32 protein-coding genes are annotated in these 25,382 nt (G+C 67.8%); 13 read left to right on the top strand and 19 right to left on the bottom strand.

Translation table 11 applies throughout. The features are described 5' to 3' along the window. Positions 1 to 21 precede the first annotated feature (21 nt). Positions 22 to 1,290: an RsmB/NOP family class I SAM-dependent RNA methyltransferase gene (locus ACV7NO_RS02495; RefSeq protein WP_463404456.1), complete on the bottom strand. Its 1,269-nt coding sequence runs from the start codon at positions 1,288 to 1,290 to the stop codon at positions 22 to 24. Between the two features lie 85 nt (positions 1,291 to 1,375). Here ACV7NO_RS02495 and ACV7NO_RS02490 point away from each other — a divergent pair, with 85 nt between their 5' ends. Then, positions 1,376 to 1,537, top strand: a complete 162-nt coding sequence (locus tag ACV7NO_RS02490) for a DUF1674 domain-containing protein (RefSeq protein ID WP_463404455.1) — start codon at positions 1,376 to 1,378, stop codon at positions 1,535 to 1,537. A 59-nt stretch (positions 1,538 to 1,596) separates the two neighbouring features. Beyond that, on the top strand, positions 1,597 to 3,450 hold the full coding sequence (locus ACV7NO_RS02485) for an AsmA family protein (protein WP_463404454.1): 1,854 nt from the start codon (positions 1,597 to 1,599) through the stop codon (positions 3,448 to 3,450). Positions 3,451 to 3,460: 10 nt separating this feature from the next. On the opposite strand, the gene ACV7NO_RS02480 is transcribed toward ACV7NO_RS02485, so the two are convergent. The 11 genes from ACV7NO_RS02480 to ACV7NO_RS02430 all read right to left on the bottom strand — a co-directional run bounded on the left by ACV7NO_RS02480 (position 3,461) and on the right by ACV7NO_RS02430 (position 10,346). Then, the gene (locus ACV7NO_RS02480; protein ID WP_463404453.1) at positions 3,461 to 3,958 is read right to left on the bottom strand and encodes an MmcB family DNA repair protein; all 498 of its coding nucleotides are present in this window, start codon (positions 3,956 to 3,958) and stop codon (positions 3,461 to 3,463) included. A 53-nt stretch (positions 3,959 to 4,011) separates the two neighbouring features. After that, positions 4,012 to 4,674 carry a cell wall hydrolase gene (locus tag ACV7NO_RS02475; RefSeq protein WP_463404452.1) on the bottom strand — a complete coding sequence of 221 codons (663 nt, stop codon included), beginning with the start codon at positions 4,672 to 4,674 and terminating at the stop codon, positions 4,012 to 4,014. Between the two features lie 152 nt (positions 4,675 to 4,826). Continuing rightward, positions 4,827 to 5,162 (bottom strand): DUF1491 family protein, encoded by a 336-nt coding sequence (locus ACV7NO_RS02470; protein WP_463404451.1) that lies wholly within the window; start codon positions 5,160 to 5,162, stop codon positions 4,827 to 4,829. After that, the gene (locus tag ACV7NO_RS02465) at positions 5,159 to 5,635 is read right to left on the bottom strand and encodes a PaaI family thioesterase (RefSeq protein WP_463404450.1); all 477 of its coding nucleotides are present in this window, start codon (positions 5,633 to 5,635) and stop codon (positions 5,159 to 5,161) included. Before ACV7NO_RS02465 ends, ACV7NO_RS02470 begins: the two co-directional genes overlap by 4 nt. Next, positions 5,622 to 6,092, bottom strand: a complete 471-nt coding sequence (locus tag ACV7NO_RS02460; protein ID WP_463404449.1) for a PTS sugar transporter subunit IIA — start codon at positions 6,090 to 6,092, stop codon at positions 5,622 to 5,624. The genes ACV7NO_RS02465 and ACV7NO_RS02460 overlap by 14 nt, the downstream gene beginning before the upstream one ends. Before the next feature lie 31 nt (positions 6,093 to 6,123). Then, positions 6,124 to 6,726, bottom strand: coding sequence for a ribosome hibernation-promoting factor, HPF/YfiA family (gene hpf / locus ACV7NO_RS02455; RefSeq protein WP_463404448.1), 603 nt, complete (start codon positions 6,724 to 6,726; stop codon positions 6,124 to 6,126). A 52-nt stretch (positions 6,727 to 6,778) separates the two neighbouring features. Continuing rightward, entirely contained in the window at positions 6,779 to 7,495 is a 717-nt protein-coding gene (gene dnaQ, locus ACV7NO_RS02450) for a DNA polymerase III subunit epsilon (protein ID WP_463404447.1), read from the bottom strand. Positions 7,496 to 7,503: 8 nt separating this feature from the next. Beyond that, complete coding sequence (gene coaE / locus ACV7NO_RS02445) at positions 7,504 to 8,100, bottom strand: dephospho-CoA kinase (RefSeq protein ID WP_463404446.1); 597 nt, start codon at positions 8,098 to 8,100, stop codon at positions 7,504 to 7,506. Beyond that, on the bottom strand, positions 8,097 to 8,906 hold the full coding sequence (locus ACV7NO_RS02440; RefSeq protein ID WP_463404445.1) for a shikimate dehydrogenase family protein: 810 nt from the start codon (positions 8,904 to 8,906) through the stop codon (positions 8,097 to 8,099). Before ACV7NO_RS02440 ends, coaE begins: the two co-directional genes overlap by 4 nt. Positions 8,907 to 8,919: 13 nt before the next feature. Beyond that, the gene (locus ACV7NO_RS02435) at positions 8,920 to 9,468 is read right to left on the bottom strand and encodes a Maf family protein (RefSeq protein ID WP_463404444.1); all 549 of its coding nucleotides are present in this window, start codon (positions 9,466 to 9,468) and stop codon (positions 8,920 to 8,922) included. Between the two features lie 32 nt (positions 9,469 to 9,500). After that, on the bottom strand, positions 9,501 to 10,346 hold the full coding sequence (locus ACV7NO_RS02430) for a pyruvate, water dikinase regulatory protein (RefSeq protein ID WP_463404443.1): 846 nt from the start codon (positions 10,344 to 10,346) through the stop codon (positions 9,501 to 9,503). Between the two features lie 304 nt (positions 10,347 to 10,650). On the opposite strand from ACV7NO_RS02430, the gene hemE reads away from it, so the two are divergent. The 5 genes from hemE to ACV7NO_RS02405 all read left to right on the top strand — a co-directional run bounded on the left by hemE (position 10,651) and on the right by ACV7NO_RS02405 (position 14,813). Then, positions 10,651 to 11,670 (top strand): uroporphyrinogen decarboxylase, encoded by a 1,020-nt coding sequence (gene hemE, locus ACV7NO_RS02425; RefSeq protein ID WP_463407259.1) that lies wholly within the window; start codon positions 10,651 to 10,653, stop codon positions 11,668 to 11,670. Further along, the gene (locus tag ACV7NO_RS02420) at positions 11,670 to 12,128 is read left to right on the top strand and encodes a CopD family protein (RefSeq protein ID WP_463404442.1); all 459 of its coding nucleotides are present in this window, start codon (positions 11,670 to 11,672) and stop codon (positions 12,126 to 12,128) included. Before hemE ends, ACV7NO_RS02420 begins: the two co-directional genes overlap by 1 nt. 207 nt (positions 12,129 to 12,335) lie before the next feature. Further along, entirely contained in the window at positions 12,336 to 13,592 is a 1,257-nt protein-coding gene (gene rho, locus ACV7NO_RS02415; protein WP_463404441.1) for a transcription termination factor Rho, read from the top strand. 193 nt (positions 13,593 to 13,785) lie between these two features. Continuing rightward, positions 13,786 to 14,079, top strand: coding sequence for an antibiotic biosynthesis monooxygenase family protein (locus tag ACV7NO_RS02410; protein ID WP_463404440.1), 294 nt, complete (start codon positions 13,786 to 13,788; stop codon positions 14,077 to 14,079). Beyond that, positions 14,079 to 14,813 carry a TerC family protein gene (locus ACV7NO_RS02405; RefSeq protein WP_463404439.1) on the top strand — a complete coding sequence of 245 codons (735 nt, stop codon included), beginning with the start codon at positions 14,079 to 14,081 and terminating at the stop codon, positions 14,811 to 14,813. The genes ACV7NO_RS02410 and ACV7NO_RS02405 overlap by 1 nt, the downstream gene beginning before the upstream one ends. Before the next feature lie 59 nt (positions 14,814 to 14,872). Here ACV7NO_RS02405 and ACV7NO_RS02400 read toward each other — a convergent pair whose 3' ends face one another. Then, a complete protein-coding gene (locus ACV7NO_RS02400; protein ID WP_463404438.1) occupies positions 14,873 to 15,574 on the bottom strand; it encodes a dienelactone hydrolase family protein in 702 nt (233 codons plus the stop codon). A gap of 175 nt (positions 15,575 to 15,749) precedes the next feature. Between ACV7NO_RS02400 and ACV7NO_RS02395 the strand changes: the two genes are divergently transcribed. The 6 genes from ACV7NO_RS02395 to ACV7NO_RS02370 all read left to right on the top strand — a co-directional run bounded on the left by ACV7NO_RS02395 (position 15,750) and on the right by ACV7NO_RS02370 (position 21,361). Then, positions 15,750 to 15,983, top strand: coding sequence for a DUF6489 family protein (locus tag ACV7NO_RS02395; protein ID WP_463404437.1), 234 nt, complete (start codon positions 15,750 to 15,752; stop codon positions 15,981 to 15,983). Beyond that, entirely contained in the window at positions 15,976 to 17,250 is a 1,275-nt protein-coding gene (gene mnmE / locus ACV7NO_RS02390; protein WP_463404436.1) for a tRNA uridine-5-carboxymethylaminomethyl(34) synthesis GTPase MnmE, read from the top strand. Before ACV7NO_RS02395 ends, mnmE begins: the two co-directional genes overlap by 8 nt. Before the next feature lie 64 nt (positions 17,251 to 17,314). Beyond that, positions 17,315 to 19,093, top strand: coding sequence for a tRNA uridine-5-carboxymethylaminomethyl(34) synthesis enzyme MnmG (gene mnmG / locus ACV7NO_RS02385; RefSeq protein ID WP_463404435.1), 1,779 nt, complete (start codon positions 17,315 to 17,317; stop codon positions 19,091 to 19,093). Then, the gene (locus ACV7NO_RS02380; protein WP_463404434.1) at positions 19,090 to 19,701 is read left to right on the top strand and encodes a 16S rRNA (guanine(527)-N(7))-methyltransferase RsmG; all 612 of its coding nucleotides are present in this window, start codon (positions 19,090 to 19,092) and stop codon (positions 19,699 to 19,701) included. Before mnmG ends, ACV7NO_RS02380 begins: the two co-directional genes overlap by 4 nt. After that, a complete protein-coding gene (locus ACV7NO_RS02375) occupies positions 19,698 to 20,477 on the top strand; it encodes a ParA family protein (protein ID WP_463404433.1) in 780 nt (259 codons plus the stop codon). The genes ACV7NO_RS02380 and ACV7NO_RS02375 overlap by 4 nt, the downstream gene beginning before the upstream one ends. Beyond that, on the top strand, positions 20,474 to 21,361 hold the full coding sequence (locus ACV7NO_RS02370; RefSeq protein ID WP_463404432.1) for a ParB/RepB/Spo0J family partition protein: 888 nt from the start codon (positions 20,474 to 20,476) through the stop codon (positions 21,359 to 21,361). The genes ACV7NO_RS02375 and ACV7NO_RS02370 overlap by 4 nt, the downstream gene beginning before the upstream one ends. Here ACV7NO_RS02370 and ACV7NO_RS02365 read toward each other — a convergent pair whose 3' ends face one another. The 6 genes from ACV7NO_RS02365 to ACV7NO_RS02340 all read right to left on the bottom strand — a co-directional run bounded on the left by ACV7NO_RS02365 (position 21,362) and on the right by ACV7NO_RS02340 (position 25,374). Beyond that, positions 21,362 to 22,066, bottom strand: a complete 705-nt coding sequence (locus tag ACV7NO_RS02365; protein ID WP_463404431.1) for a GIN domain-containing protein — start codon at positions 22,064 to 22,066, stop codon at positions 21,362 to 21,364. Between the two features lie 42 nt (positions 22,067 to 22,108). Beyond that, the gene (locus tag ACV7NO_RS02360) at positions 22,109 to 22,831 is read right to left on the bottom strand and encodes a head GIN domain-containing protein (RefSeq protein ID WP_463404430.1); all 723 of its coding nucleotides are present in this window, start codon (positions 22,829 to 22,831) and stop codon (positions 22,109 to 22,111) included. Between the two features lie 123 nt (positions 22,832 to 22,954). Beyond that, on the bottom strand, positions 22,955 to 23,488 hold the full coding sequence (locus tag ACV7NO_RS02355; RefSeq protein ID WP_463404429.1) for a CarD family transcriptional regulator: 534 nt from the start codon (positions 23,486 to 23,488) through the stop codon (positions 22,955 to 22,957). 178 nt (positions 23,489 to 23,666) lie between these two features. Next, positions 23,667 to 24,692, bottom strand: coding sequence for a proline iminopeptidase-family hydrolase (locus ACV7NO_RS02350; RefSeq protein WP_463404428.1), 1,026 nt, complete (start codon positions 24,690 to 24,692; stop codon positions 23,667 to 23,669). 2 nt (positions 24,693 to 24,694) lie between these two features. Further along, positions 24,695 to 25,036: a ferredoxin FdxA gene (gene fdxA / locus ACV7NO_RS02345; protein WP_463404427.1), complete on the bottom strand. Its 342-nt coding sequence runs from the start codon at positions 25,034 to 25,036 to the stop codon at positions 24,695 to 24,697. Positions 25,037 to 25,095: 59 nt separating this feature from the next. Beyond that, positions 25,096 to 25,374 carry an RNA-binding S4 domain-containing protein gene (locus tag ACV7NO_RS02340; RefSeq protein ID WP_463407258.1) on the bottom strand — a complete coding sequence of 93 codons (279 nt, stop codon included), beginning with the start codon at positions 25,372 to 25,374 and terminating at the stop codon, positions 25,096 to 25,098. Positions 25,375 to 25,382 lie beyond the last annotated feature (8 nt).

Below are 25,382 nucleotides of genomic sequence, written 5' to 3'. Positions count from 1 at the left end.
CTTCCCTAGCGCGCGATTGCCTCAGGCGGAAGCGTGGCGGCGCAGGCGGACGACGAAGAAGCCGTCGCAGCCCCCTTCATCGGCAAGCGTGCCGGGGAGCGTGCGGACATGGCCGTCGGGGTGCGCGGCGATGCCTTCGGGCAGTTCGCCCGCGACCGGGGGCTCGACCGCATAGTCCTGACGGTTCGTCAGGAAGCGCGCGAGCTGGTCCTCGCCCTCGCGCGGTTCGAGCGAGCAGGTGGCGAAGACGAGCCGGCCGCCGGGTTTCACCCAGTCCGCAGCGCGCGCGAGGATGCGCGTCTGGACGTCCGCCATCTCCGCGATCGTCGCTTCGCCTGCGCGGTGGAGGACGTCGGGATGGCGGCGGAAGATGCCGGTCGCGCTGCACGGCGCATCGACCAGCACCGCGTCCGCCGGGGCGTCGGGCGCCCAGTCGAGCACGTCGGCGACGACGATGCGGGGCTTCACCCCGACCCGATCGAGGTTCTCGCGAAGTCGTCTCACGCGACTTTCGGACGAGTCGATCGCGGTGGTCTGCCAGCCCGTCGTAGCGAGCTGGAGCGTCTTACCGCCGGGGGCGGCGCACAGGTCGATCGCGGTGCCGTCGCCGCGGCCGATCAGGCGGGCGGGGATCGAGGCGGCGATATCCTGCACCCACCACGCGCCGTCTCGGTAACCGTAAAGGTCGGGGACCGCGTCCGCGTCGCGCAGCCGGAGATGCGCGGGCGCGAGCGATGTGCCCTCCAGCCCGGTCCATGCCGGATCGACGAGCGTCAGGTCGAGCGGAGGCTGGGTCGCAAGCGCGTGCGATGCGGCAGCGACCATCGCGTCGCCCCACGCGGCCTGCCAGCGCGTGGCGACCTCCGGAAGCAGCGTCGGAGTGTTGGGAAGCGTTGCGCCCGCGCGCATCAGCGTGCCGAAGACGCCGTGGACGAGCTTCTTCGGGCCGCCATCCACAAGCGGCAGCACCGTCGAGATCGCGGCGTGCGGCGGCGTGCCGAGGACGAGCGGCTGGACGAGCGCTATGCGCAGCACGAACCGCGCCTTGGCGTCATCGGGCAAGCGCTGCTTCGTCGCCGAATCGATCAGCGCGTCGAGATCGGGGAGCCGGCGCAGCACCTCCGCCGCGATCGCATGCGCGAGCCCGCGATCGGGGCCGCCGGGCAGCGCGCGGGTGGCGAGCGCGAGCGCGGATTCGAGCGGCTCGCCGCGCCGTAGCACAGCATCGAGCAGCCGGAGCGCGGCACGGCGCGCGGCGGTGCCGAGCGGATCGGGGCCACGCATGCTCATCGGGGAGTCGTCATCGTCATGCCGTTCACTTGATCCCTGCCCTTCCAGCGCCGATGTGGGAGCCAACCCCACGATCGGAACATCCATGTCCCAGCGCCCGCCCCATGTGAAGCCGCCCGCCTATCTGACCCCGACGACGCCCGTGCCCGCGCCGCGCGCGGTCGTGCGACCGCGACACGATCCGCTTGGGCAGGACCCGGTGCGCTATGGCGACTGGGAGAGCAAGGGAATCGCGATCGACTTCTGAGCGGGTGTGTAACGGGGCCGGAACGAAACGTCGCGGCCCGCGTCTCCCGAAGCGTGCCGATGCTCTCTCCTATCGCCCGCCGCCGCCTGACGATCGGCGCCGCTATCGTCGCGGGCGTGATCGCGCTGCTGCTCGTCATGCTTGCCGCGTTTCCTTGGGGGATCCTCAAGGACACGCTGGAGGACAGGTTGAGCCGGCGGTTCGGGCGGACGGTGACGATCGGCGCGATCGAGCGCGTCGACCATTTCGGCTTCCACCCGATCCTGAAGCTGACCGGGGTGACGATCCCGCAGCCACGCTGGGCGGGTACGGGCGAGCTTGCGGTGGTCGACGATGCGACGGTGGGGTTCCTCGCGCTGCCGCTGCTGATGGGCAAGTTCAAAGCGCGCGAGCTGACGATCGGCAAGGCGCGGCTCGCGCTGGTCCGTACGAAGGACGGGCGCAAGAACTGGACACAGACCGAGGAGCGCGGGGGCCCCGGCGGCCGCAAGCTGACCGCGCTCGAGATCGACAATGCCGTCGTTTCGTATCGCGACTACAAGCAGGATCGCAGTTTCACTGTCACGCTTCGATCGACCGCGCGCGAAGGGTTCCGGATCGACGGCCGGGGAGTGGTGCGTGGCGCGCCCGTGACGGTCACGGTGGCGGGGCCGTCGATCGCCGCAAGCGGCGATGCGCGGTGGCCGTTCACCGCGGCGATCGTCGGCGACCGGCTGACGATGCGCGCGAAGGGCGTGATGGACGCGCCGCTCGACACCGGTGCGATGACGATCGACCTGACCGCCTCCGCGGACGATCTCAAGCGGATCGACGCGGTGATCGAGGCGGGTCTGTTCCGTACCCAGCCGGTGACGCTCGCCAGCCATATCCGGCGCGACGGCGACCACTGGGGGCTGACTAACCTGCGCGGGCGGATCGGACGATCCGATTTCACCGGTCGGCTCGATGTGCGCAAGGCAGCCGGACGGACGAAGCTGGACGGCGCGATCGAAGCGCGCCAGCTCGATTTCGCGGACCTGTCTTCGGATCAGGGGCTGGCGGCGGCGGCGGCGAAGGAGCGCGCGATCGGGCCGCGCGTCGTCCCGGATACGCGGATCGACATCGGGAAGATCAAGACGACCGACGGGCGGATTGCGTTTGCGATCGGGCGGATCGTCAGTCGCGACGGGCCGTCCTCGCTGGCGGACGCCAAGGGTGTGCTGACGCTCGACCGGCAATGGCTGACCGCGGACCTGACCCGGGTCGCGATGCGGCAGGGCACGATCACCGGGCGGATCGTCGTCGACCAGCGCGGCGGGGTTCCTACTCCCAAGGTGACGTTCGATCTGCGGCTGAAAGGCAGCAGCATCGCCGCGCTGGCGGGCGGTGGCGGATCGGTCACCGGGCGGCTCGACGCGCGCGCGCTGCTCGTCGGGCGCGGCGACACGATTCGCGCAGCGGTGGCGGCGTCGACCGGACGGATCGGCGTGGCGGCACGCGACGGATCGCTGCCCGCGAAGATCGCGAGCGCGCTGGGGTTCGATGCGGGGCGGGCGCTGACGGCGGGCGACGACGAGCGCGCGGGGTTGCGCTGCGTCATCGTCGGGCTCGACGTGCGGAACGGGACGGGGCGCGTCGATCCGCTGGTGCTCGATACGACCGAAAGCCAGATGCGCGGGGAAGGAACGGTGTCGTTTCCGAGCGAGGCCATCGCGATCCGGCTGACGGGGGCGCCCAAGCGCGACAGCGTGCTGCGGCTGCCGGGCTCGGCGACGATGTCGGGGACGATCAGCCGGCCGGATATCGTGGTGCCAAGAGAGGTGAAGTCGATCGGCAATATCTTCAAGGCGATCGGCCGCGCGATCACGGGGAAGCAGGGGCCGACCGCGAGCGATGCGGATTGCGCGGGGCTGGCGGCGCGGGTGTTGCGGTAAGGCGTGACCGTCAGCCGGCGAACAGGATCGCGGTTTCGGGATCGACGAGCGCGGTGACGCGGCGTGCGGCGCGCCGGGCGAAGGCCAGGGTGCAGCGCTTGCGGACATGCGCGGGGAGCGGGGTCGTGTGTGCCTCGCGGACGATCGCGGCATCGTAGCGGTCGGCGACGATCACCCCGGTGCGATCAGGCAGGAACGCCGCGCCGTCGAGCGGTGACAGGTCGAACCCGGCGGGCAACGCCCAATAGTAACGATCGCAATGCGCAAGATAGTCGGTCCACTTGCCGTCGCCGAGCAGGTCGGCACGCGACACCTTGATCTCGACGATGACGAGCTGGCCGCGCGCGTCGATCGCCATCAGGTCCGCGCGCCGCCCGCCGTCGAGCGGCACCTCGCCGATCGTCGTCAGGTCGTGGCGGAGCAGCATCCGGGTGACGCCCCGCGCGACATCGGCGGCGCAAAGCGACGAGACGGGGTCGTCGACGCAGGAAGGCGGGGTCGCGAGCATCGACACCCTTGTAGAACATTAGGCGAACGAAGGAAAGTCCGTCCGCCTGGTTCTCAGCGATAGAAGACGTGGTTGCCGATCGCGGCGACCTTGGTATGGCGCCAGCCCGGCGCGACACGGCGCGCGTGAAAATACAGCGCCTTGCCGGCGCTGCTGTCCCACGCGTCGTTGAGCGCGACCTTCGCGACCGCCAGAGCCGTGCGATAGTCGGCGCGCGTGGCCTTGATCTCGGGAACCTGGCCGCCGCGGACGAACGAGAACTGACCCGGTTGGGTGACGACGTCGCAAACGCTGTCGCCGAAGCGGCCCGAGGCGGCGCGATTGAGGATGACTTCGGCGACCGCAAGCTGGCCCGCGAGCGGCTCGCCCTTCGATTCGAAGAACACCGCGCCGGCGAGGCAGCGGAGATCGGCATCGATGTCGGTGGAGACGCTCTGCGCGGCGACCGCGGCATCGAGCGTGGGATAGGCGACGGTATCGCCATCGGAGAGGACGGTATCGGCGTCGATATTAGGCGACGGCAGCGGAACCGGCGAGGCGATCGGGAGGTTATTCGTGAAAGTCGCGACCGCCGGGATGACGGTGGTGCCCGATGCGGGATTCGCGATCGCGGTGCGGTCCAGGTCCGCCGCGAGGCCGGGGGTGCTGGTGGCAACCAGCCCGGCAACAGTAAGGCACATCGCCGCGCAGGACGCGACGCGCTGAAAAACGGTCATTGAAGTCAATACAAGGCGGTGGTTGCACGGCAGCGAACGAGCAAGCTTTGTCCGGCCGGGTCCCCCCCGACTGCGTCACTGACGGGATCGCACCCCGGCCCAGCACAACGCGAATGAAGATGAATGCTGCCTTGCCGGGGCGGGGTTTCAAGTCAATTCGACAGGATCGTTTCAGCGGCGAACCGTTCGGCGAACGGGACGTCCAGATCGAGAACCCACAGATCGGGGTCGCGCGCGCGGCGGCGGCGCCAATAGTCGTCGAGCGATTCCGCGGCGCCGTCGGCGGGGCCGGAGCGGATCAGCGCCTCCACGCCATCGGGGCCGACGCCGCGTTCGAGGACGCGTGTCTCGCCACCCTCGGTCGCCAGGATCAGGATCGCGCCGGCCTGCGCATCGCCCTTCGCACGCACCATCCCCATTCCGCCGGCATCGTTGACGCGGCGGAGGAGCGCGGTGACGACCAGCCCCGAGGGGAGGCGCGTGCTCATCGCCCCCCGACCGCGTAGCCCGGGAGGCCGGCGAGCGGGATACGGCTGCGCATGAAGGTGCCCGTGCCGCGCGCGACTTCCTCGCCGTCTGCGTCGACCAGCCTCGCGTCGGCGACGTAGACGCGACGCTGGCCGCTGATCCAGCGCCCCTCCGCGATCACCGGGCCGGGGCCGAGCGGACGCGTGAAGAGCAGGTTGAACTGCGTCGTCAGCAGGAAGCGATCGGTCACGAGGCTGTTGGCGGCGTAGAAGGCCGCGTCGTCGAGCATCTTGAAATAACTGGTGCCGTGGACCGCGCCGGCGGCATGGAAGTGGCGCTCGTCGAGGACGAAGCGGATCCGTGCCTCGCCGGGGGCGGGGATCTCCAGCCGCGATTCGAACAACGCGTTAATCGGCGCATGTGCGTACAGCGATTCGAGTGCGCGAAAATGCGCGTCCGCCCCGGTCGCGAGGCTCGTATCAGGCGGCGTCACGCGCCTCGTCCGCGGTCAGCAGCGCCCACAACGCGTCGCGCGAGCCCGTGCCGCGCAGCTTGGCGACGAACTTGCGATCACGCAGCCGGCGCGACACGCGGGCGAGCGCCTTCAGGTGATCCGCGCCCGCATCGGGGGGCGAGAGCAGGACGAAGGCGATGTCAACCGGCGTGTCGTCGACCGCCTGGAACTCGATGCCGTGCGCCAGCCGCGCGAACACGCCCGTGATTCGGGGCAGCCCCGCGATCCGCGCATGCGGGATCGCGACGCCGCCGCCGAAGCCGGTCGAACCGAGCTTCTCGCGCGCCGCCAGCGCCTCGGCGACCTGCAGGGCATCGACGCCGAGCACCGGAGCAGCGGCGGCGGCGACCTGCTGGAACAGCAGGCGCTTGTTGCCGACCGACAGTCCGGTGAGCACGAGCTCCGGCTGCAACAGGTCACTGAGGTCTGGGGTCACGATGATTCGCGGTCCTTTGGACGTGCTCGGATCAGGCCGCGCGCTGCGGTTCGACCCAGCCGATCGTGCCGTCGCCACGGCGATAGACCATGTTGTATGCGCCGGTGCCCGAATTCTTGAACAGCAGTGCCGCGGTGTTGCGCAGATCGAGCATCATCACCGCATCGGACACGCTGGCGTCGGGCACGTCGACGCGCGTCTCGGCGACGATCAGCGGTGCGTCAGGGGCGTCGTCTTCCTGCTCGTCGGTGCGTTCGGCGAACAGCGTGTAGCCGGCATTGTCGAAGCCGTTGTCGTAGGCGCCGGTCTCCGCGATCGCGACGGCCTCGTTCTGATGGCGATCCTTCAGGCGGCGCATGTAACGGCGCAGCTGCGTCTCGATCTTGGCGGCGGCGCCTTCGAAGGTCGGGTGCGGTTCACCGCCGTCGCTCCGGCCCTTGAGGACCAGCCCGCGCATTACGTGCGCGACGATGTCGCAAGTGAAGCGGTTGTCGTGCGGGCCCTTGCCGAATGTGACGTCGGCGGAGATGGCCCGGGAGAAATATTTGTCGGCGATACCCTGGAGGCGGTCCTGCACGTGCTGCGTCAGCGCGTCGCCGACTTCGACCTGATGACCCGATACCCGGATATCCATAGATACTCTCCTTGCTTGGGGGCGAGGCCGTAGGCCCCACCCGATCCCCACGTCAACCGGACGCGTCGGCCCTCCCTGGGTTTCCCCCCAGATCGCCCCATAGCGGTGACGCCATCCGTGAAACGAACGCACGGTGCGCCGCCAATTCTCCCTCGGTCGCGCAGAAGCGTCGCGGCGGACGGGCGATGCGTGGCGCGATCGCGACGGGTGCGGTCGTGGCGACCGTCACGACGTCCGCGACCAGGCCGAGGCCGATCTGGCGTCCGCCCATCAGCTCGACATAGACCTGCGACAGCAACTGTGCGTCGAGCAGCGCGCCATGGAGCACGCGGTGCGAGCGATCGACGCCGTAGCGCGAGCAGAGTGCGTCGAGCGTGTGCTTGGCGCCGGGATGCCGCTGGCGGGCGATCTGGAGCGTGTCCGTCATCCGCGACAGGTGAACGATGTCGCGCCCGCACTTCTTCAGCTCGCCGTTGAGGAAGCCGAAGTCGAACCCGGCATTGTGCGCGATCAGCGGTGCGTCGCCGAGAAACTCCAGGAGGTCGTCGGCGCCCGCGTGGAACAGCGGCTTATCCGAGAGGAACGCGGCCGAGATGCCGTGGACGTTGTACGCCTCGACCGGCATGTCACGCTCTGGATTGTAATAGGCGTGGAACGTGCGTCCGGTTTCGACGCGGTTGACCAGCTCGACACAGCCGATCTCGACCATCCGGTCGCCGCCCGAGAAGCTGAGCCCGGTGGTTTCGGTGTCGAAGACGATTTCCCGCATGGCCGAGGTTATCGGCCTTCGTCGCGCGAGAGGCAAGCGACGACGCGGCGGACTTGCCCGCGGGTCGCGTCGGGTGGGGTGTCGGTGGCAATCACGAAATCGGCGCGGGCGCGCTTGTCGGCGTCGGGGAGCTGACGCGCGAGAATCGTGGCGAATTTTTCGGGCGTCATGCCCGGGCGGGCGAGGACGCGGGCGCGCTGGATGTCGGCGGCGGCGGAGACGACCGCGACCGTATCGACCGATTTCTCGCCGCCGGTCTCGAACAGGAGGGGGATGTCGAAGACGACGAGCGGCGACTCGGCGTGAGCGGCGAGGAAGGCGGCGCGCTCCCGAGCGACGGCGGGGTGGACGATCGCCTCGAGCGCCTTCATCGCGGCATCGTCACCAAGGACTGCGCTGCCAAGCGTGGCGCGGTCGACCCCGGCGGGGCCGGTGGTGCCGGGGAAGCGTGCCTCGATCGCGGCGACCACCGCACCGCCGGGACCCTGGAGGCGGTGGACCTCGGCGTCGGCGTCGAACACAGGCACGCCCTCGTCCGCGAACATCGCGGCGACGGTGGACTTGCCCATGCCGATCGAGCCGGTGAGGCCGAGGACTTTCGTCATGCCGTCAGCAGCGCGCGGAGTTCGGCATCGCGATCGCGCGGGGGGTGGGCACCGAAGAAGAGCTCGAACGCGACCGCGGCCTGGCCGATCAGCATCTCCAGCCCATCGACGGTGTCGAGGTCGCGGGCGCGGGCGGCGGCGAGGAGGGGGGTTTCGAGGGGGGCGTAGACGATGTCGTAGACGAGTGCGTCGTGGGGGAGCGGTGACAGGTCGAGGTCGAGCGGGGGCTGGCCCGCCATGCCGAGCGTGCTGGTGTTGACGAGGAGCACAGCGGGGGGGAGCGAGGCAGTGAGGGGGAGCGCGTCGCCCTTGAGGCCGAAGGTGGCGAGGAGCGCGGCCCCTTTCAGCGGCGTGCGGTTGAGGATCGTGACGCGGCCGACGCCCAGCCGCGACAACGCGAACAACACCGCGCGCGCCGCGCCACCCGCACCGATCACCGCGACCGGGCGGCCCGCGAGATCGAGGTCGGCGATCGGCGCGTAGAAGCCGGCGGCGTCGGTATTGGTGCCGACCAGCGCGTCGCCGTCGCGGATCACGGTGTTGATCGCGCCGATCGAGGTGCGGACGTCGCCGCGATCCTCGACATGGTCGAGCGCGGCGACCTTGTGCGGGACGGTGACGTTGCAGCCGCGCCACGCCGAATCCGCGCGACGTTCGGCAAAATAGCCCGCGAGCGCATCGGGGGCGACGTGGCAGGCGCGGTAGTCCGCGTCGATGCCGAGCGCGTCGAGCCAGAAGCGGTGAATCGCGGGGGATTTGGAGTGGGCGATCGGATCGCCGATCACCTCGGCATAGGGTCTGGTCATCGGGTTTCGCCGGTCATGCGGGGAGATGGTCGCGGGTGCGCAGATAGTCGAGCACCGGAAGCAGCGGGAGGCCGAGCACGGTGAACTGGCTGCCGTCGATCCGCGTGAAAAGCTGCGCACCCGGCCCCTCGATCCGGTAGCAGCCGACGCATCCGGAGATCGCCGGCCATTCGGCGTCCAGATACGCCTGAATGAAAGCCGGGGACAGCGGACGGACGACCATCTTCGCGCGATCGACGATGCGCCAGACGGCCCGGCCGTTCTCCGCGATCACCGCGGCGCTGACGAGATCGTGTCGCTTGCCCGACATGCGCGACAGATGGTCGGCGGCGTCCTCGCGCGAGGTCGGCTTGTCGAGGATCGTCCCGTCATCGAGCACCGCGACCGAATCCGAGCCGAGGACCAGATAGCCGGGATGACGCGCGGACACCTTGAGCGCCTTCAGCTCGGCGAGCGCGTCGGCCAGGTCGCGCGGGGACAGGTGCGCAAGCGACGCCTTGGCGGCATCCTCGTCGACATGGGCGGCCTCCGCGGAGAAGGCGACGCCCGCGGCGGACAACATCGCGCGGCGCGATGCGCTCTGCGAGGCGAGTATCAGTGCGATTTTCGTGTCTCCCGGCGATCGTTGCCCAATTCTCGTCTTTCATTGCACAGCGATATGATCGCGGCGGCGGTTTCCTCGATCGAGCGGCGGGTGACGTCGATCACCGGCCAGCCATTGTCCGCGAACATCCGCCGCGCGAACGCGATCTCACGCTTCACCGCGTCCTGGTCGACATAATCGGTGACCGCGGCCTGGTTGAGCGACAACAGCCGGTTGCGACGGATCGCGATCAGCCGGTCCGCGCTGGTCGTCAGCCCGACGACGAGCGGGTTCTTCAGCGTGTAGAGGATCTTCGGCGGCGGGCTTTCGACGACGACGGGAATGTTGGCGGTCTTGTAGCCGCGATTGGCGAGGTAGATCGAGGTCGGGGTCTTCGACGAGCGGCTGACGCCCGCCAGCACGATGTCCGCCTCCTCCCATTCCTCCGAAAGCAGCCCGTCGTCATGCGCGATCGTGAACTGGATCGCATCGACCCGCGCGAAATAGGCGGCGTCGAGCGCATGCTGACGGCCGGGGCGCGCCTTGGCCTGCTGCCCGAGCAGCGCGGACAGCGCATCGTTGACCGGATCGAGCGGGGCGACCGCGGGGAGCGCGAGTGCGGAGCAGCGCTGTTCGAGCGCACGGCGCAGCGCGGGGTTCACCAGCGTGAAGATGACGAGCCCGGGATTCTGCGCGATTTCCTGGAGGATGCGGTCGAGATGTGTCTCGGTCCTGACCATCGGCCAGAAATGCCGCGTCGTCTCGACATCGTCATATTGCGCCAGCGCTGCCTTGGCGATGTTCTCCAGCGTCTCGCCGGTGGAGTCCGAGAGGAGGTGGAGATGAAGGCGTGCCAACGTTGTCAGAACCGATCTGTGGATAACATGGGGACGAGGGCTAGCGTAACTTGCGCCTGTCGGAAAGCGCGTCTGTCGCAGTGGACAGACCGGGACTTGTCCACAATTGCCTCCACTGTCACAAGATCGGTCCACAGCCTGTGGATAACGGGGGCGGATTCGTCGAATCGACGCACAATCGCGGGTTGGCGAAGCGCAAGCTGTTGGCATTTCCGGGATTGCCGCATAAGCCCCGCAACCCACGCGCCTACTGAATCAACATCCTCTTTAAAGATTCTTCTTATTGAAGAAGGGACGGCCTGCGCTGACCGAGAAACTGCTTCTGTCGACCCTGAAGGGGACCAGGCACGCGAGCCCGCCGGTGTGGCTGATGCGGCAGGCGGGCCGCTATCTACCCGAATACCGGGCGCTGCGGGCGGAGAAGGGCGGGTTCCTCGCGCTCGCGACCGATCCGGAGGCGGCGGCGGAGGTGACGCTGCAGCCGATCCGCCGGTTCGGGTTCGATGGCGCGATCCTGTTCTCCGATATCCTGATGGTGCCGTGGGCGCTGGGGCAGGACCTGTCGTTCGGGGTTGGCGAGGGGCCGCGGCTTGCGCCGCCGCTGGTCGACGCGGCGCTGGCGTCGCTCGATCGCGTGCAGACGCGGCTCGACCCGGTCTATGCGACCGTCGTGCGGGTGGCGGCGGCGCTGCCGGCGACGACGACGTTCCTGGGCTTCGCAGGATCGCCCTGGACGGTCGCCACGTACATGGTCGCGGGTCAGGGCAGTCGCGACCAGGGCGAGACGCGGCGCTATGCGTACGGCGATCCTGAGGCGTTTCAGGCGATCGTCGATGCGATCGTCCACATGACGATCGACTATCTGGCGAAACAGGTCGAGGCGGGCGTCGAGGCGGTGCAGTTGTTCGACAGTTGGGCGGGATCGCTGAGCCCGGCGCAGTTCGAGCGTTGGGTGATCGCGCCCAACGCCGCGATCGTCACCGGGCTGCGCGCGCGTTGCCCCGACGTCGTCATCATCGGCTTTCCCAAGGGCGCGGGGGGCAAGCTGCCCGCCTATGCGCGCGAGACCGGGGTCGATGCGATCGGGCTGGACGAAACGGTCGACCCCGCCTGGGCGGATGCGATGCTGCCGCCGGGGCTGCCGGTGCAGGGCAATCTCGATCCGCTCGCGCTGATCGCGGGCGGCGACGCGCTCGATGCGGGGATCGACCGGATCCTGAGCGCGTTCGTTGCGCGGCCGCATGTGTTCAACCTGGGCCATGGGATCGACCAGCATACGCCGATCGCGCATGTCGAACGGCTGCTCGAAAGGGTTCGCGGATGATGATCGCCGGTTTCCTGGGGGCCGCATACGACTGGGTGAAGGCGGCGCACCTGATCTTCGTGGTGTTCTGGATGGCGGGGCTGTTCATGCTGCCGCGTTATCTGGTCTATCATCAGGAAGGGCTCGGCGACGCGGCCGAGGAAGCGCGCTGGGTCGAGCGCGAGGGCAAGCTGCGTCGGATCATCCTGACGCCGGCGATGGTAGTGGTGTGGGTGCTGGGCATCGCGCTGGCGCTGAACGCGGGGATCGCGAGCGGGGTGCCGGGGCTGGGCTGGCTCCACATGAAGATCGCGCTGGTGCTGATCCTGTCGGGCTATCACGGCTGGATGATCGGCTATGCCAAGCGGCTGGCGGCTGGCAAGCCGACGCTGTCGGGCAAGCGGTTGCGCGCGCTGAACGAGGTTCCCGCGCTGATGACCGCGCTGATCGTGATCCTGGTGATCGTGAAGCCGTTCTGACCGGCGTGTCTCCTGGATAAGGGCAGGGCCGGATAAGGGAAGGGAGAGCCTTGACTTGCGCGGGCGTGAAACCTAGGTCGCCGTGACGGCGTGGCCCACCGGGTGCGTCGTCCCTCGCTGCCGGTTCGGTCTTCCTTCGTGCGATTCCCCATCGCCGGCCGAACCCTCCTTATGCAGACGCGCGTTCGCGCCACCGGAAAACTCCCCATGCATCTCAAAGAACTGAAGAAGAAGACCCCCGCCGACCTGGTCAGCATGGCGGAGGAACTGGGCGTCGAGAGCGCCTCCACGCTGCGCAAGCAGGACCTGCTGTTCGCGATCCTGAAGGTCGAGGCCGAGAATGGCGAGCAGATCATGGGCGAGGGCACGATCGAGGTGCTGTCCGACGGGTTCGGCTTCCTGCGCAGCCCGCAGGCGAACTATCTGGCGGGCCCCGACGACATCTACGTTTCGCCCAACCAGGTTCGCAAGCACGGCCTGCGCACCGGCGACACTGTCGAAGGCGAGATCCGCGGGCCGAAGGACGGCGAGCGCTATTTCGCGCTGACCAAGCTGACCGCGGTCAATTTCGACGATCCCGAGGCGGTGCGCCACCGCGTCAATTTCGACAACCTCACGCCGCTGTACCCGGAAGAGAAGCTGACGCTGGATCCCTATGATCCGACGCAGAAGGACAAGTCGGCGCGCGTCATCGACATCGTCTCGCCGCAGGGCAAGGGTCAGCGCACGCTGATCGTCGCGCCGCCGCGCGTCGGCAAGACGGTGATGCTCCAGAACATGGCCAAGGCCATCACCGACAACCATCCCGAGGTGTTCCTGATCGTCCTGCTGATCGACGAGCGGCCCGAGGAAGTGACCGACATGCAGCGATCGGTGAAGGGCGAGGTCGTCTCCTCGACCTTCGACGAGCCCGCGACGCGTCACGTCGCGGTAGCCGAGATGGTGATCGAGAAGGCCAAGCGGCTGGTCGAGCACAAGAAGGACGTGGTGATCCTCCTCGATTCGATCACCCGGCTGGGTCGCGCCTACAACACCGTGGTGCCGTCGTCGGGCAAGGTGCTGACCGGCGGCGTCGATGCCAACGCGCTCCAGCGGCCCAAGCGCTTCTTCGGCGCGGCGCGCAACATCGAGGAGGGCGGCTCGCTCTCGATCATCGCGACCGCGCTGATCGATACCGGCAGCCGGATGGATGAGGTGATCTTCGAGGAGTTCAAGGGCACCGGCAACTCCGAGATCGTGCTCGACCGCAAGGTGGCGGACAAGCGCGTCTTCCCCGCACTCGACGTCGGCAAGAGCGGCACGCGCAAGGAAGAGCTGTTGGTCCAGAAGGACAAGCTCAGCAAGATGTGGGTTCTGCGCCGGATCCTCATGCAGATGGGGACGATCGACGCGATGGAGTTCCTGCTCGACAAGATGAAGAATTCGAAGACCAACGAGGACTTCTTCGACAGCATGAATCAGTGACCGAATGCGGCCTGCGGCATGTTGCCGCAGGACTCGCATCGGTCCGGCCGGCGGGGCAAGGCCCCGACCAACGGAGAGCGCGGGCTTTGCCCGCGCTTTTTTTGCGTGTGCGAAAGGAAGAAGGATGGTCCCCTTCGACTTCGCTCAGGACAGGCTTCGACAGGTTCGGGGCAAACGGGTAGGATTCCGGGCCATGATCCTCGAACATGCGCTCCTTCATGTCCGCCCGGACGAAACCTCCGCCTTCCAAGCTGCGATGCGCGATGCGCGGGCGCTGATCGCCGCGTCGCCGGGGTTCCATGGGATCGAGGTTCGTCCGGCGGCGGAGACGCCCGGAACCTATCTGCTGCTGGTGCAATGGAGCGACATCGCCGCGCACCGGGATGGCTTCCGCACGTCGGACCGCTATGAGGCGTGGCGCGGGTTGCTGCACCGGTTCTACGATCCGATGCAGACCGTCGCGTATTTCCGGGAGTCGATCATCTGATGCTGTTCACATTGCTGTCCGCCGCGGCGGCGCACGGGGTCCAGGGGCCGGGCTCGCTCGGCGACATTTGGCACAATATCCTCGCTGATTTCTCCAACATCACCGAACCTGCCGCGTTGGCGGCGTTCGGTTCGGTGCTGATGATCGACCTAGTGCTCGCAGGGGACAATGCGATCGTCGTCGGGGCACTGGCGGCGGGGCTGCCTTCGGACCAGCGTAAGAAGGTGATCCTGATCGGGATCAGCGCCGCACTGGTGCTGCGGATCTTCTTCGCGCTGATCGTGACGTGGCTGATGGGAATCGTCGGGCTGATCTTCGCGGGCGGTCTGCTGCTGCTTTGGGTGAGCTGGAAGTTCTGGCGCGAGATCCGGGCGGGCGGGCACAATCCCGGATCGGACGAAGTGGCGGGCGACGAGCGCTCCGGATTGTCCTCGGCGAAGAGTTTCGCGGGGGCGGCGTGGGCGGTCGCGGTGGCGGACGTGTCGATGAGCCTCGACAATGTGCTGGCGGTGGCGGGCGCGGCACGCGAGCATCCGGGGATCCTGGTCGTCGGGCTGCTGCTGTCGGTCGCGCTGATGGGGCTGGCGGCGAACTTCATCGCGCGGATCATCGATCGGTATCGCTGGATCGCCTATATCGGACTGGGGGTGATCCTGCTGGTCGCGATCAAGATGATCTACGAGGGCTGGGTCGGCACCGGCGAGACGCTGGGGATCGTCAGCCTGTTCGGGTGATCGCGCCGACATGACGGATCGAAACGGCTCCGGCGACCATCGCCGGGGCCGTTTTCATATCAGCCGAGATGCTCGGCGAAGAACGCGGCGGTACGCTCGTCCGCCAGTTCGGCAGACGCTGCAGAGCGGCGCGCGCCGAACTCGGTCGCGAAACCGTGGTCCTCGCCGGGATAATCGTGGAGCGTGATCCTGGGGTGATCGTCCAGCCCCTCGTGCATCTTCGCCTGCGTCGCCTTGTCGACGAAGTGATCGTCCTCGGGAATGTGGAGGAGGACGGGGTGCGCGATCGCGTGCTTCTCGCCAAGGAGGCCATCGATGCCGACGCCGTAATAGCCGACGCTGGCGTCGATATCGGTACGCGCCGCAGTCATGAAGGCAAGGCGACCTCCCAGGCAATAGCCGACGACGCCTACCTTGCCGCCGTCGCCGAGCGCAGCGCGGGCCGCGCGGATCGTCGCCTCGATATCGCGGATCCCGGCGTCCTGATCGAACTCGCCCATCAGCGCGAGCGCGCGATCCATTTCGGGCTTCACGTCGGGATCGAGCTCGATGCCGGGTCCGAGCCGCCAGAACAGATCGGGCGCCAGCGCGAGATAACCGGCCTCCGCGAGCGTATCGCACTTGCGGCGGATGCCGGCGTTCACCCCGAAGATCTCCTGGATCACGACGATCGCGGCCCTGGGCGTGCCGGCGGGGTCGGCGCGATAGGCATCGAAGGTTTCGGCGCCGTCGAGGGTGGTGATCGGGATCATCGTCGTCATCATCGGGTCTCCGGCGGAGGCGTGGGCATCCGGTTTGCTAGATAACGCGATCGGCCCGGAAATGGTGCCGCGGACGATCGATAGTGGACGGGCGTTGCGATCGGGGCGGTGTCGCGCGCATACATGGCGCGAAGCTATCGCGCCGCGCTGGTGCGCTGAAGGGAGGCCGCAGCCCATGAAGATCAACGTCGAGGTCGATTGCACGCCGGAGGAGGCGCGCCGCGTGATGGGGCTGCCCGACATGACCCCGCTCCACGAGCGCTATCTGGCGATGTTGGGCGACGCGATGGAGGGGCAGGTGCGCCCTGAACTGCTCGAGGGGATGATGAAGAGCTGGGCCCCGATGGGCGAAGCCGGGATGACGATGTGGCGGCGGATGTTCGAGAGCGGCACGAAGCCGGGTGGCTGAGACGGACACGATCTTCGCAGTATCGAGCGGACGTCCCCCCGCCGCGATCGCGGTGATCCGGATCAGCGGACCGGATGCGATCGCGGTGGCCAGACTGTTGTGCGGCGGACGACTGCCCGAACCGCGCCATGCGGCGCTTCGGACGCTGCGGGCGGAGGACGGGCTGGTGCTGGATCGCGCGCTGGTGCTGGTGTTTCCCGGCCCCGCGACGGCCACGGGCGAGGATCTGGTCGAGTTCCATTGCCATGGCGGGCGCGCGGTCGTCGCGGCGGTGGAGGCGGCGTTGGGTGCGCGCGCCGGGTTGCGGATGGCGGAGGCGGGAGAGTTCACCCGGCGCGCGCTGACGCGGGGGCGGATCGACCTGGCGCAGGCGGAGGGGCTGGCGGACCTTTTGGCGGCGGAAACGGAAACGGGACGGCGGGCGGCAATCGCGAGCGTCGAGGGACGTCTGGGCGCCGAAGTGTCGGGTTGGCTGGACCGGGCGATGCTGATCGCCGCAGGGGTGGAAACGCAGATCGATTTTTCCGACGAGGACGATGTATCGACCGTGTCGCTGGCACGTGCACGGCCGGAGATCGCGATGCTGCGCGCGGATATGGACCGCGCGCTGTCGCGGCCGTCGGTCGAGCGGCTGCGCGAGGGCATGCGTGTGGTTCTGGCGGGGCCGCGCAATGCGGGGAAGTCTTCGCTGTTCAATGCGATGGTCGAGCGTGAGGCGGCGATCGTATCGCCGATCGCGGGAACGACCCGCGACCGGGTCGAGGCGCCGGTGCAGCGCAACGGCCGGGCTTATCTGATCGTCGATACCGCGGGGCTGACGGAGGCGACGGACGACCCGATCGAGGCGATCGGGATCGCGCGCGCCAAGGGTGCGATCGACGCGGCGGACCTGGTGTTGTGGCTGGGCGAGACTATGCCGACGGCCGAACGGGCCTTGTGGGTATGGTCGCGAGCCGATGAGCGGGGACCGGCACCCTTGACGGCCATGGGTGTTTCGGTGCGATGGCCGGACAGCGTGGCGGCATTATGGGGAGCGGTGGAGGCGCTCGACCGGCCGATCGCCGATCGTCCGGCGTATAATGCGCGGCAGCGGCGTCTGGTGGACGAGGCGCGTGTGGCGCTTGGAGACGCCGCGTGCGATGAGGACCTGTTGCTCGTCAGCGAGCATCTGCGTGTAGCGGCGCGGGCGCTGGCGGCGATCACCGGGGTCGATGCGACCGAAGCGATGCTCGATGCGCTGTTCGGGCAATTCTGTATCGGGAAGTGATGTTCCACGTGGAACATCAAGTCGCCGAGCTTTTTTTGACAGTGCGGTGCGGTTCGCTTAGCGAATGACGATGCAGTTCGATGTTCTGATCGTCGGCGGCGGCCATGCCGGCGTCGAGGCCGCGACCATCGCCGCGCGCCGTGGCGCTCGCGTCGCGCTCGTCACGATGCGTGCGGACATGATCGGTGCGATGTCATGCAACCCCGCGATCGGGGGCGTGGGCAAAGGCCATCTGGTGCGCGAGGTCGATGCGTTCGACGGGGTGATCGGGCGCGGGGCGGACCGGGCCGCGATCCACCACCGCATGTTGAATCGCAGCAAGGGGCTGGCGGTACACGGCCCGCGCGTCCAGGCCGATCGACGGCTGTTTTCCCGTGCGGTCGGCAACGCGGTGAAGGCACAACCCGGCGTGGCGATCGTCGAGGGTGAAGTCGTTCGGCTGACGCTGGTCGGATTGCGCGTCACCGGGGTCGTTCTGGGCGATGGGACCGCGATCGCCGCGCGCGCCGTCGTGCTGGCGACAGGCACGTTTCTTGGTGGACGACTGTTTCGCGGCGAGGAGCGGGAGCAGGGCGGCCGGATCGGAGAACGTGGGGCGACGCGCCTGGCGGCGGATCTGCACGAAATGGATCTTCCGATCGCACGATTGAAGACGGGCACACCGCCCCGGATCGACGGTCGTACGATCGATTGGGCGCGGACGGAGCGACAGGGATCGGACGCGCACCACTGGACGATGTCGCCGATGTCTGTGCGTGGGGAGGTGCCGCAAGTGGCGTGCGCGATCACTCGCACGACGCCCGAGACGCATGCACTGATCGCCGCCTCGCTTCATCGCTCGCCGCTGTTTTCGGGCGATATCGCGGGGCAGGGGCCGCGATACTGTCCCTCGATCGAGGACAAGATCCACCGGTTCGCCGACCGGGATTCACATCAGATATTCCTCGAACCCGAGGGGCTCCACGACGCCACGATCTATCCCAATGGAATTTCGACGTCGCTGCCCGTCGACGTGCAACATGCGATGGTGCGGACAATTCCCGGGCTGGAGCGCGCTGCGATCATCGAGCCGGGCTATGCGGTGGAATATGACCATGTCGATCCGCGATGCCTGGATACGCGATTGGCTGTGCGATCGGTGTCCGGGCTGTTTCTGGCGGGGCAGGTCAACGGTACGACCGGGTATGAAGAAGCTGCAGCGCAAGGGTTGGTCGCAGGATGCAACGCCGCGGCCGAGGCGCTGGGACTGGCCGAATATCGGCCGGAGCGGAGCAATTCCTACATCGGGGTGATGGTCGATGACCTCGTCCTGCAGGGTGTGACCGAGCCGTACCGGATGCTGACGGCCCGCGCGGAGTACCGGTTGGCACTGCGCGCTGACAATGCGGCTACACGGTTGAGCGATACAGCAAAGGCGCTCGGTTGTTTGGGTGATGCGCGGATCGCCTTCAATCGTCGACGGGAGGACGACCGCGACTCGGTGCGGGCGATGCTGGGCGAAGCGAAAGGCGCGGTTGCTGCCATCCGGTCCGGGACGTGGAATCGCGAGGACGATTTTCTCGCCGGGATCGACGATGATCTGGTCGCGGAGGTTGTCGAGGACATCCGGTATGCGCCGTATCTCGAGCGGCAGGCAGCCGAGATCGTCGAGCGGCGGGCAGGGCATGCAATGTCGCTTGCAGCGCTGGAGGGGTTTGGACACGTACCGGGACTATCGTTGGAAATGATCGAGCGACTGACCAAGGCCGGCCCGGAGACGCTCGACCAGGCGTCGCGGATCCCAGGGATCACGCCCGCGGCATTGAGCGCTATCCTGCTTCACGTGAAACGTATTGCCGCATGACCGAGGATGAGGCGACGGCGTGGATGCGCGAGCGCTATCCGGAAAAGTTCGACGCGGTGCGGTACGTCGTCGATAGGGTGGTCGAGGAAACTTCCCGACAGAATCTGATTGCGTCTACATCCGTTGCGCAGATCTGGGCGCGGCATGTCGTCGATTCCGCGCAGTTGCTCGCGCTGGATGGCGACCGTCACGGGGTCTGGGTGGATATCGGAACCGGCGGTGGCTTCCCGGGGCTAATAGTAGCGGCATTGTCGGAGCGTACGATCGTGATGGTCGAGCCCCGACGGAAGCGCGCGGATTTCCTGACTGCGGTGATTGCAGCGATAGGTGCGGAGCATCGCGCTACGGTCGTTCAGAAGAAGGTGGATGGGCTGACGGTCGCGGCGGAGACGATTTCGGCACGCGCCGTGGCATCTATCGATGGGCTATTCGCAATGGCGGCGAAGATAGCGCGTCCTTCGACGCGTTTTCTGCTACATCGTGGGCGCAACGGTCGCGAGGAGCTGGCCGATGCACAAAGAACATGGCGAGGAGTGTTTCACGTGGAACAGAGCCTTACCGATCCGGACTCGGTGATCGTCGTAGCGGAAAAGGTCGGCAGGCGATGATGCGGATCGCGATCGCGAACCAGAAGGGGGGCGTCGGCAAGACGACGACCGCGATCAACGTGGCGACCGCGCTCGCGGCGACAGGGATGCGCGTGCTGCTGATCGACCTCGATCCGCAGGGCAATGCGTCGACGGGGCTCGGGATCGGGCAGTCGAAGCGCGGGCTCTCCAGCTACGATGTGCTGATCGGTGACACCCGGATCGAGGATGCCGCGATCGGCACCGGAATCCCGAGACTCGATATCGTGCCGGCGACGGTGGACCTCTCGGGAGCCGAGATCGAACTGGTCGATCTGGACGCGCGGACGCACCGGCTCGACCGGGCGCTGGCGAGCGAGCGCGACCAGTGGGATATCGTGCTGGTCGATTGTCCGCCGTCGCTTGGACTGTTGACCATGAACGCGATGATCGCGGCGGATGCGTTGCTGGTGCCCTTGCAATGCGAATTTTTTGCGCTCGAGGGGCTGAGCCAGCTGCTGACGACGGTCGAGCGGATCCGCAACCGGTTCAATCCCTCACTGTCGATCCTGGGGGTCGCGCTGACGATGTACGATCGGCGCAACCGGCTGACCGAACAGGTGGCGAACGACGTTCGTGCGGTGCTCGGACGCGTTGTGTTCGAGACGGTGATCCCGCGCAATGTACGGCTGTCCGAAGCGCCGAGCCATGGCTTGCCAGCGCTGATCTACGATCATCGCTGTGCGGGGTCGGAGGCGTATATCGCCTTGGCGCGCGAGTTGATCGGGCGGCTGCCGCAGACGAAGGCGGCGGCATGAGCGAGGTGCGCAAGCCGCGTGCGGGGCTCGGCCGTGGGTTGAGTGCGCTGTTGGGCGACATCGCGTCGGACGAGGTGCCGGCACGCGAGGCGGGAACCGCACCGGGCGTGCGGATGCTGCCGGTGGGGGCACTGTCGCCGCATCCCGACCAGCCGCGCCGGCGGTTCGACGAGGCGGCGCTTGACGAGCTGGCGGCGTCGATCGCGCAACGCGGGCTGATCCAGCCGATCGTCGTCCGCCCGCACGGGCATGACTATCAGATCGTCGCCGGCGAGCGACGGTGGCGTGCGGCACAGCGCGCGCGGCTTCACGAGGTTCCGGTGATCGTCCGCAACTTCAGCGATGCGGAGACGCTGGAAGTCGCGCTGCTGGAAAATATTCAGCGGCAGGATCTTAACGCGATCGAGGAAGCGGAAGCCTATCGGCGGCTGCTCGCCGATTTCGGGCATACGCAGGAAGCGTTGGCCAAGATCGTCAACAAGTCGCGCAGCCATATCGCGAACCTGCTGCGGTTGCTCGACCTGCCGCAGACGATCCAGACGCGGGTGTTGGAAGGCGCGTTGACGATGGGGCATGCGCGCGCCCTGATCGGCGTCGAGGATGTCGAGCGGCTGGCGGATCGCGTCGTGACCGAAGGATTGTCGGTGCGTCAGGTCGAGCGGCTCGCGCGGGGCGAAAAGGGCAAGGAGCCGCGAAGCCACGGCCCGGGTGGGGCGACGACGGGGGACACCGACATCGCTGCGCTGGAGCATCAACTCGCGGATATGCTGGGGCTGAGCGTGCGTGTGTCCCATAGCGACAAGGGCGGAACGCTGACGCTGGGCTATGCGACGCTCGACCAGCTCGACATGCTGTGCCAGCGACTCAGCGGCGAGGCGCTCTAGTCAGCGGCCGCAGCGTACCGGCCCGCCGCCGGTCGAGGTGATCTGGCATTTCGCGTTGCCGGCGACGTCGATCGTGCCGAGCCCGCTCGAGACGGTGCGGGCGGTGTAGCGGGCGGCAGCATTCAGCGTGCCGGTGCCGTCCAGGCGGGCGATGAGGTCCGACGTATCAAGCTTCGTGGCGTCGATCGTGCCCGAACCTATCAAAGCCAGCTGCGCACGCTGGGCGCGGCCGGCGAGCGTCAGCGTACCAGTACCGGTGAGCGCGGCGCCGACCTGATCTGCCTCGACATGCGCGACGCTCAGCGTACCGCTGCCCGAGACGGCGACGTCGATCTTCTGCGCGACCATGCGATCGGCCTGGACGCGCGCGCCGGCGTTGACGATCAGCGAGGTGAGGCGTGGCGTGCGCAGGGTGATCGTTGCGGGGCGGATGGTAGCGGCGCGGGGGACTTCGCCCCAGCCGTCGACGCCCATGCGGACGACGAGGGTGGTGCCGTTGACCTCGATCTTCAGCCGATCGATCATCGCGCGGTCACCGCTGGCGCGCGCGCCGGGGGACTGGCTGACGAGGATCGTCACCGCGAAGGGGCCGTCGACGCGGACACGATCGAAACTGCCGACGGCGTAACTGCGATCGTCGGCGAGTGCCGGAGCGGGGGATGCTACCAGGGCGATGGCGGCGGCAAGGGAGAGGCGGCGGATCATCGCGCGAGCGTCGCACCGATGACCCGCCGGGAGCAAGCGCGATCAGCCGCCGCAGCGCACCGTGCCCGATCCCATCTTGTCGGTCTTGCAACGCGCCTTGGGTCCCAGATCGACGTCCCCCGATCCCATCAGCGATACCGAGGCGGGGCCATCGACCGCGGCGGCGATGTCACCCGAGCCCGCGATCGACACCTCCGCCTGCGAGGCAGCGACGCGGCGGGCGTCGATGTTGCCCGACCCGGCGATCGACATCTCGAGCGATCGTGCGGTGCCGGCGGCGCGGATGTTGCCCGATCCGGCGATCGACAGTTCGGCGGACTGCACCGCGAGCGTGCCGACCGTCAGGTTACCCGATCCGGCGACGCCGCCATCGAACTTCGCACCTTCGGCGCGATCGACCGCGAGGTTACCCGAGCCCGAGATGTCGGCGTTCGCGATCCGCGGCATCGTCACGAGAATGCGCACCTTGCCGCTGTTGCCCCAGCTGAACCCGAACTTGCCGCGGCGGCCGACACGCAGCGTGTTCCCGACCTTCTCGACCTTGAGCGTATCGAGCGCGGTCTGGTCGCCCTCGGCACGGACCGAGAAGGCGGCCCCGACGCGGACGTCGATATCGTCGGGTCCACGCAAGTCGACCGCGTCGAATCCGGAAACCGCGAAGGCGCGGCTGGTGCCCGATCCCGAGGAGGGAACACCGGGCGAATCGTCGCCGCCATTGCCGCAGGCGGCGAGCGGAACGAGCGTGGCGAGGATGAAACTGCGCATGGCGACCTCCTTATGTGTATTGGTTAGATAACACAGCAAGGATGGACGCGCAACGTTTGCGAAAAGGCCCGCGGCGACGGGTGTCGACGCGGGCCTTTTCAAGTCGGCGACAAGATGACGGCGTCAGGCCGGCACCTTCTCCTTGTTGTAGATCGCGGCGGCGGCACGGAGGATCTCGAGGATCTTCTCCTGCGCGGCAGGCTCGTCGATCTGCTCCATCGCGGCGAGTTCGCGGGCGAGGCGGCTCGTCGCGCCTTCGAAGATCTGGCGCTCCGAATAGCTCTGCTCGGGCTGGTCGTCGGCACGGAACAGGTCGCGGACCACCTCGGCGATCGATACCAGGTCACCCGAGTTGATCTTCGCCTCATATTCCTGCGCACGCCTGGACCACATGGTGCGCTTGACCTTGGGCTTGCCCTTGAGCGTCTCCATCGCCTCGCGCATCGTCTTGTCCGACGACAGCTTGCGCATGCCGACACTCTCGGCCTTGTTGGTAGGCACGCGGAGCGTCATCCGCTCCTTCTCGAACCGGAGCACGTAGAGCTCCAGCTGCATCCCTGCGATTTCCTGTTTAAGCAGTTCGACCACCCGGCCGACCCCATGCTTGGGGTACACGACATAATCACCGACATCGAAGGACAGAGCCTTGGCAGCCATTTTGGGCCTTTCCGGGTCGTATTCCGTGGGCTAACGCGGCGGCAGCGAGGCCGCAGGCGTGACCGACGAAACATAGGTTCACACGTCTGGAATCGGATGCGCAGCACACGTCCGACATGGACGTATGTAGCATGTTGGTAATAAAATTACCACCGCAAAACGGCAGGTTTCCTGACGATCAGGCGGGGAGAGCATCCTGCCGTGTCAACCATGTCCGCAGAATCGCGATGCTTTCCTCCGGCCGGTCGCCGAAGATGCCGTGCGCGCCGCCCGGGACCACCGCGACCTCGCTGCCCGGGACACGCTGTGCGAAGGCGAGCGCGGTTTCGGGGCGGGCCTCGTCATACTGGCCGACAAGGAAGAGCGTGCGGCGTCCGTCGAGTTTCGCGAGAAGCGGCTCGCCGTCATAATCCCTGAGCGTGCCGGTCGCGACGAATTCGCTGGCCCCCCACATCGCGTTGTAGAGGCGGGGGTTGAAGCCCTCGCCGCCGACGGTGCGATCATAGGCGAGGCGTGCATTCGTGCGCGGTTCGCGGCCGTTGAACGCGGAATAGAAGGCGCGGGTGGCGGTATCGCAGGCGGCCTTGACGGGCGGGGCGGGGGTGTCGCAGGCCTTGAGCGTCGTCTGGACGTCGGCGGGAAGGCGGGTGCGCAGCAGGTCCGCATCGGCGATCCACGAGCGTGTCGAGATCAGCGGGCTGCCGAGAACGAGGCCACGGAGCGCGGCGGGGCGGCGCGCGCCATATTCGAGCGCGATCGTGCCGCCCCAGCTGTGCCCGCTGACGTGCCAGCGATCCACGCCGAGCGCGGTGCGGATCGCCTCCATCTCGTCGGTGAAGCGCGAAACCGTCCAGTTGGCGGGATCCTGCGGGTGGTCGGAACGTCCGCTGTCGAGCTGGTCGTAGAGGATCACCGCGCGCTCGTCGGCGAGCGCGAGCGCCTCGGTCAGCGCGTTGTGGGTGCCGCCGGGGCCGCCATGCACGAAGACGATCGGCGCGCGCGGGCCGGCAAGGTCGCCGTTTACGCGGACATAGACGCGACCGCCCTTGACCGGGACCATCGCCTCGCGTGTCGGCTTGGGGATCGACGCAAGGCCGCGCGCCCAGGACGGCAGCGCGGCGGCGGTGGCGATCGCCGCGCCCGCGGTGAGCAGCGTACGGCGATCGCAGTGAATGGTAGATCGCCCGTGCCGGGCTTCGGGCATTATCAGTCGCCCGCGCCGGGTTCGGGCGAGAAGAACTTGTCGTACTTGCCCTCTTCGCCCTTGTGCTCGTCGGCATCGGCGGGGGTCTGGTCCGCCTTGCGGGTGACGTTGGGCCATTGCGCGGAGAAGGTGTTGTTGAGCTCCAGCCACTGTTCGAGGCCGTTCTCGGTATCGGGCAGGATCGCCTCGGCGGGGCATTCGGGCTCGCACACGCCGCAGTCGATGCACTCGCTGGGGTTGATGACGAGCATGTTCTCGCCCTCATAGAAACAGTCGACGGGGCACACCTCGACGCAGTCCATATACTTGCAGCGGATGCAGGCGTCGGTGACGACGTAGGTCATGTCCCGGTTTCCCTAAACGGTACGTGTGAAGGGTCTGCTATGCCTCGCGAAACAGCGCGTCAATCTTGGGGCGCATCCTGCGAGACGTTTGCAGCGAGATCGATGTAGCAGGCGCCGGCCTCCGCGGGCGGGCCGCGGCGGGCGGGGAGCGCCTCGACGCGGACGATGCGGACGCGGCCACGTTGCGCGAAGGTGAGGATATTGCCGATGCGCACCGGGCAATGCGCGCGATCGATCGCGCGGCCGTCGAGGCGGAGATGGCCGTCGCCCGCGAGCGCCTGTGCCGCGCTGCGCGTCCTGGTCAGCCGGGCGAACCAGAGGAACCGGTCGATCCGCATCGAGGCGC

The sequence above is a fragment of the Sphingomonas sp. Ell38C01 genome, from assembly GCF_055231975.1.
This window is presented reverse-complemented; position numbering and strand designations above follow the sequence as displayed.